This is a genomic window from Pseudoalteromonas sp. ESRF-bin5 (assembly GCF_002632075.1).
In the GTDB taxonomy this organism is placed as follows: domain Bacteria; phylum Pseudomonadota; class Gammaproteobacteria; order Enterobacterales; family Alteromonadaceae; genus Pseudoalteromonas; species Pseudoalteromonas marina.
In genome coordinates this window covers 1-2519 of the sequence record NZ_NTLW01000089.1, presented here as the reverse complement: position 1 = coordinate 2519, position 2519 = coordinate 1, and the positions used below count along the sequence as shown (strand labels likewise).

Annotated in this window: 3 protein-coding genes and 1 pseudogene; all 4 read left to right on the top strand. The window is 40.3% G+C overall.

Going from position 1 to position 2519, the window contains the following annotated elements:
• Positions 1-255, top strand: a pseudogene (locus tag BCG07_RS04415) (chloride channel protein); the annotation flags it as partial.
• A 15-nt stretch (positions 256-270) separates the two neighbouring features.
• On the top strand, positions 271-705 hold the full coding sequence (locus BCG07_RS04410; RefSeq protein WP_006791506.1) for a CopD family protein: 435 nt from the start codon (positions 271-273) through the stop codon (positions 703-705).
• Between the two features lie 116 nt (positions 706-821).
• On the top strand, positions 822-1838 hold the full coding sequence (locus BCG07_RS04405; RefSeq protein ID WP_006791507.1) for an aspartate carbamoyltransferase: 1017 nt from the start codon (positions 822-824) through the stop codon (positions 1836-1838).
• A 33-nt stretch (positions 1839-1871) separates the two neighbouring features.
• A partial coding sequence (locus BCG07_RS04400; RefSeq protein WP_286888886.1) for an aminotransferase class III-fold pyridoxal phosphate-dependent enzyme occupies positions 1872-2519 on the top strand: 648 nt, incomplete at its 3' end.

The following is a 2519-nucleotide window of genomic DNA, read 5'->3' as shown; positions in this document are numbered from 1 at the left end:
TTTGACGAAGAAAACGGGTATCGACTTGCAGAATACGATTTAAGCTTAATGTCTGATCAAGCAATCAACCTGAACTATGTAAACTTACAAGGTATTAGCAGTCAAGCAACGTTAGCTGATGCCTTTGATATACTAAAAGATAAGCGCAGTGGCGCTTTATATGTATACAACCTGTTAGATAATCAACAAATAATGGGACTGTTACGTTGGGATCAAATTCATCATATTTTAACCATTCGTAACAGCTTACTATAAATAATAAGGGTTATTATGAGCGCATTACTGATTTATAAAACGCTGCATATATTTTTTATGATTGCATGGTTTGCAGGCATTTTTTACTTACCACGGTTATTTGTTTACCACGCAATGAGCCAAGAGCGTGCATGTAACTCTATGCTAAAAGTAATGGAACGCAGGCTCCTTTATTTTGTAACGCCATTTGCTATTTTAACGGCTGTTTTTGGTGTACTAACGATTGTGGAATATGGCCGTGAATGGTTTAAATACAGTATGTGGCTGCACTATAAACTAGTGCTAGTTATAATTTTATATTTATACCACGCGTACTGCTTTAAATTACTAGCCGACTTTAAACACGACAGAAATACTAAAACAGATCGTTTTTACCGAATTTTTAATGAATTACCTGTTATTGCATTACTTATTATAGTTGCACTGGCAGTGATTAAGCCGAGCCTTTGAGCTATTTGGTATAAAAAATACCGTATTAATTACACACGACTTAAAATCTAATATGCGCGATTGCGTGCCCCATATTATGGATTATCGCGCCCTTTTGAAAAACTAGGAATAACCCCATGTTAAGTTTCCAAGGTGAACATATTCTGTCTGTTAATCAGTTAGACAGAGACTGCATTGAACGTATTTTTGCAGTAGCAAAAAAGATGGAGCCTTATGCTAAAAAGCAAAAGCAAACAACGGTGCTTGAGGGCGCCATTTTAGCTAATTTGTTTTTTGAACCCAGCACACGTACGCGCGTTAGTTTTGGAACCGCGTTTAACCTGCTTGGTGGAGGCGTGCGTGAAACAACAGGCATGCAAAGTTCAGCTCTTGCTAAAGGTGAATCTTTATACGATACAGCGCGTGTTATTTCAGCTTATGCAGATGCGGTTGCTATGCGCCACCCAGACGCAGGCTCGGTGAGTGAATTTGCCGAAGGCTGTACCGTACCTGTAATTAATGGCGGTGACGGCCCAAATGAACACCCCACTCAAGCACTGCTAGATTTACTTACTATAGAACGTGAGTTACACCGCTTTGATCAAAACATTGATGGTATGCACATCGCTTTGGTTGGCGATTTAAAATACGGTCGTACTGTTCATTCGTTATCAAAACTATTGTGCCATTACAAAAACGTTAAATTTTCAATGGTGGCACCCGATGGCTTGCAAATGCCAACCAGTATTTTAGATGCAGTAGAAAATGCTGGCCATAAAATAGAACTAGTGAACAAAATGGAAGGTAACTTAGCGGCCGATATCGTGTATCAAACACGTATTCAAGAAGAACGCTTTCCATCTCAAGAAGAAGCAAATAAATACCGTGGCGGATTTAGAATTAGCCAGTCAATTTATAATGCACACTGTAAGCCTAATTCAGTGCTAATGCATCCGCTTCCTCGTGATAGTCGTACTGAAGCTAATGAGCTTGATAACGACTTAAACAGCAACGACAATTTAGCTATATTTCGCCAAGTACAAAACGGCGTATTAATTCGTATGGCACTGTTTGCTTTAACACTCGGCGTAGAAAACAAAGTTGAGCAATATGAAGTAGACGTGCCTTGGTTTAGCCGCAAACGCGACAGCTAACCCTTTTTTAAGTGACAATTTATAGGATTTTTCATGACAATTAGCCAAGACTTATTTGAACGCGCTCAAACCTCTATTCCTGGTGGCGTAAACTCACCAGTGCGCGCTTTTAATGGCGTAGGTGGCACACCATTATTTATCACAAAAGCAGAAGGTGCATTCACCTTTGATGCTGACGGTAATCGTTATATCGATTACGTAGGTTCGTGGGGCCCAATGATCATGGGCCACAATCACCCTGCTATAAAACAAGCGGTTCATGAAGCAGTTGAAAACGGCCTTAGCTATGGCGCGCCAACTGAAGCTGAAATTTTAATGGCTGAGAAGGTAAAAGCGCTTGTACCGTCAATAGAAAAAGTACGCATGGTTAGCTCAGGTACCGAAGCAACCATGAGCGCAATTCGCCTAGCACGTGGTTTTACTAATCGTGACAAAATTCTTAAATTTGAAGGCTGTTACCACGGCCATGCCGACTCACTTTTAGTTAAAGCGGGCTCAGGTGCTTTAACTATGGGCGTGCCTAATTCACCAGGTATTCCTGAAGACTTTGCTAAACACACATTAACAGTATCGTTTAATAACATTGAAGAAGTGAAAGCTATTTTTGAAAAATACGCTGACGAAATTGCCTGTATTATCGTTGAGCCGGTAGCGGGTAACATGAACTGTATTCCACCTGTT